4 protein-coding genes are annotated in these 3,541 nt (G+C 69.8%); 3 read left to right on the top strand and 1 reads right to left on the bottom strand.

The window, feature by feature from the left end:
• Window positions 1-153: 153 nt before the first annotated feature.
• On the bottom strand, window positions 154-663 hold the full coding sequence (locus JWR81_RS30375; RefSeq protein WP_297660762.1) for a DUF6328 family protein: 510 nt from the start codon (window positions 661-663) through the stop codon (window positions 154-156).
• A gap of 154 nt (window positions 664-817) precedes the next feature.
• On the opposite strand from JWR81_RS30375, the gene JWR81_RS30380 reads away from it, so the two are divergent.
• From JWR81_RS30380 to JWR81_RS30390, 3 genes are all read left to right on the top strand, one after another.
• A complete protein-coding gene (locus JWR81_RS30380) occupies window positions 818-1,213 on the top strand; it encodes an STAS domain-containing protein (protein ID WP_297660765.1) in 396 nt (131 codons plus the stop codon).
• Between the two features lie 167 nt (window positions 1,214-1,380).
• Window positions 1,381-1,785, top strand: a complete 405-nt coding sequence (locus JWR81_RS30385; protein ID WP_297660768.1) for an ATP-binding protein — start codon at window positions 1,381-1,383, stop codon at window positions 1,783-1,785.
• Between the two features lie 526 nt (window positions 1,786-2,311).
• Entirely contained in the window at window positions 2,312-2,953 is a 642-nt protein-coding gene (locus tag JWR81_RS30390) for a YhjD/YihY/BrkB family envelope integrity protein (protein ID WP_297660771.1), read from the top strand.
• Window positions 2,954-3,541 lie beyond the last annotated feature (588 nt).

Consider the following 3,541-nt stretch of genomic DNA (forward strand, 5'->3'; position numbering starts at 1 on the left):
CTGCTCGACCTGAGTTCCGCCGGGGCCGACGCCGAACCGTGACCACCACATCGGCCGTCTGGAGCAGCGATCCACGACAGCTGGCAGACCGGCCACGAAGCTCCGCGCGCCATCTTGGACAGCACTAGATCCACTCGAACAGCTAGGACCGCCCTATTCGTCCGAGGTCCGGTCGACTACGCCCCCGGACCGGCGGAGAACCAGCGGCGTCACGCCCCACAGCCCGGCGAACAGCACGAACGCGAACCCCCCGGCCACGATGCCCGCCGTCGTGCCGGCGACGGTGTCGAAGATCAGCAGCACGACGCCGGTGACGGCGAGCCCGAGCAGACCCAGCCCGCCGACCGCGCATCCCTGCCCGATCGACACGAGCAGAAGTCGGGCGTGCCGACGGAACAGCAGCCGGTGCATCCCGACCGGCGCGATGAGCAGCGCAGTGGCGGCGACGGACAGCGCCGTCGTCACCAGGTAGACGACCCGCGCATGCTCGGGCAGGGCGGCGAACCTCTGCTGGAACGGCACGGTGAGCAGCAGCCCGGTCAGCAGCTGCACCCCGGTCTGCGCCACTCGGAGCTCCTGGAGCAGGTCCGCCCAGTTCCGGTCCCACCTCTCAGTGTCGGTCTCGTCGCGCACCCGGCGGTTCCACTCGGCATCGTCGATCACGGCCGCGGTCCTACGGCAGGGCGACGTCGGTGGCAGGACCGACCACGCAGAACGCGGAGGGCTGCCCCCAGGAACAGGTGCACAGTCGGAACGCTAACCCCTCTATCAGCCCACGCACCCGCCCACCGGCACCAGCCACCGGATACGGTGCGCCGTGCAGGAAAGTACGGGTGGACTGCCCGGGCCCGAGCAGCTGCTGTCGGTCACCCTCGATCGTCTCGACCGCGCGGTGGTGGTGATCGTCGACGGCGAGGTCGACTCGTTGACGGTGCCTCGGCTACGTGCAGCGGTCGACACAGCGCTGGTTGAGGCGGGCGATCGCGCTGTCGTCGTGGACCTGACCGAGGTCACGTTCCTCGGCACGAAGGGACTCAAGGCCCTCGTCGAGGCCCACGAGGCCGCCCGACCGAGCACGCCGTTGCGCGTGGTGGTCGACCATACGAGGCCCGTCATCCGGCCGCTTCAGCTCACCGGCCTCGACCGGACGCTGTCGCTCTACGACTACCGTGAGCAGGCCCTGGCCGCGGATGCCCCGGACCTGCCCGGCTGATCCTCACGGGCCGGGTCCAACCTGCACCATCGGAGCCGAGACGAGAAACTGCGGCGATGCCACCCTGTGATGCGAACAGTGCCCCGGGTCCGGGTGCTGTCCCGTCGTGGCGCCGGCCGACCCCCTCGCAGACCGGAGCAGGCGCGCAGCCCGCACTGGGATTCGCGATGCGCGCCGAGATGGCGGCACCCTGGCTGGTTCGCAACCGGATACGCGAGTGGTTGGACGCGTGGTCCTGGCCCGCGGAGCTCGTCGACGATGTCGAATACGCCGTCAGCGAGGCCGTGAGCAACGTGGCCGAGCACGCGTACCGGGGAAACCCCACCATGGGGAACGTCGTGGTGGAGGCGATTGTCGAGACGCGGTCCGACGCCTCCCGGCGGTTGCGCATCACGGTCCGCGACCATGGCCGCTGGAAGCCGGTGACCCCCGATCCAGCCCACCGCGGGCGGGGGCTGTTCATGATGCGGGAACTCATGGACGAGGTCGTCATCCGACGTGCGGACTCCGCCGAGGACGAGGGAACGGAAGTGGTGCTGGTGAGCCCGGCGGCCCCACCGGCACCGGGGTAACGACGTCCAGCCGTCTGCCGGCGCGCCGCAAGGAACGCCGAGAACACGCCCAGTCGGAGCCGACGCGGGTGCTGTTCGCGCGACGTCGTTCTGGAGGAGGACGTCCCGATGCGGGCCCGCGTGGCGGTGTAGCTGACAGGATCGGGCACGCGGGACCTCGGTGAGAGTCGATCTTTGGACGGACCGCCTCTTCTACCGAGGTCCCGCACCCAACCTGATCATCTCCGCCACGTCGGCGTGTCGCCGTCAGCCGCCCAGCCGCGCTACTGGGAAAGGCTGTGATCGGCAGCGCGCTGTCTCAGTTCCCGATCATCGGAGACCAGCTCACCAACACCGCACACCCGTTGCAGGGTTCCGGCGCAGGGCTGGTGATCGGGATTCTGGTCGCACTGTACGGCGGATTGGGATTCGCGGTCGCGCTGCAGTACGCGTTCAATCAGGCGTGGGCGGTGCCGATGGACCGCCGGCCCGATCCGCTGTTCGCGCGACTGCGTGGCCTCGGAGTACTCGGAGTCCTCGGCCTCGGGTGCTGGTCACGACCGGTCTGGCCGCCCTCAGCACCACCGCGGACGCCGCGTTGCCCGAACTCGGAGTAGCGCTCCGGATCGGTGTCATCGCCCTGTCGGTGATCGTCAACGCAGCCCTGTTCCTCCTCGTCTTCCGAGTCCTCACCGCCCGCGACCTGACCAACGCCCAGGTTGTGCCCGGCGCGGTCACAGCCGGGATGGCCTGGCAGGGCCCGCAGACATTGGGGGCAGTGTTTGTCACCCATGAGCTGCGCGGAGCCACGGCAACGTACGGGCTGTTCGGCCTGGTCCTGGGATTGCTGGGATGGATCTACCTGCAGTCACTCGTGGTCGTGCTCGCGACCGAGGTGAACGTGGTGCGCGTCGAGCGGATCTGGCCACGCGCACTGCTGTCGCCGACACCGTTCATGGTCCCGGTCCGCGACGTCGGCGGCCTCGTCGAACCTCTCGGACACGCCGGCTCGGCCATGCTGCGTGGCGCCGCCATCGCAGACGCACTCGCCGTGCTGGCCCCTGCACATCGACCGACCATCCCGGCCCCGGGCGAGACGACACCGTGGGACGGCCCGTCCCCGGTTCAGCTCCTGACGCTGCGCCACGTCCTCAACCCTCGTCCCCTCGTCAACGGGCTCGCGACGTGAGACCCACGCCTCCCGACGAGGGAATGGCAGCAACAGGTAGATCCCGTGTCAACGCAACGGATGCGTCCGGGCCTGATCGGGTCGCGGAGTTCAGGAGCCGCAGCGCATCTTCGGACGACCGGAGGACCTGCCCAACGGGGGGCCTCAGGTCAAGCCCCGCTGCTGCTCCCGCGACCGGCAGCACCCGCCGCCGGCACACAGGCCGCGGCCACGCCCGGCCGCGGATATCAGGCAAGGGATGTCCGACGCGTGGGGGCCGCTCTCGGGTCGCGGGGTCGACCCGAGAGCGGCTGATCAGGAGGTCCTCCGACGAGCCGCAACAGGACCCTCGCGCTCAGCGTGCATACCGGGTGTGGAGTCACGCTGTTCTCATGCCCCGGAAGCGCTGCGACTCGCCGGCAGGCGGGCGCACTGTCGATCGCCGGTCTGCCTGATCCTGGGGTCCCCGCGAGGTGTGTCTCAGAGCGTGTTTGAGAAGATCAACGGGCGGGCTGGAAGGGGCGTCGCTGCTGCCGGGTTGCGGGTCGGCCGCGGGCGAGTCGTCGGGTCATGGTGTTGATCGCGGCCCAGCGGATCATGGCCTCGGAG

The organism is Pseudonocardia sp. (assembly GCF_025965585.1).
In the GTDB taxonomy this organism is placed as follows: Bacteria; Actinomycetota; Actinomycetes; order Mycobacteriales; family Pseudonocardiaceae; genus Pseudonocardia.

Bases quoted from the DNA above. Each gene is read 5' to 3' on its own strand.
- JWR81_RS30385 (WP_297660768.1), top strand. From the start codon at position 1,381: ATGCGCGCCGAGATGGCGGCACCCTGGCTGGTTCGCAACCGGATACGC.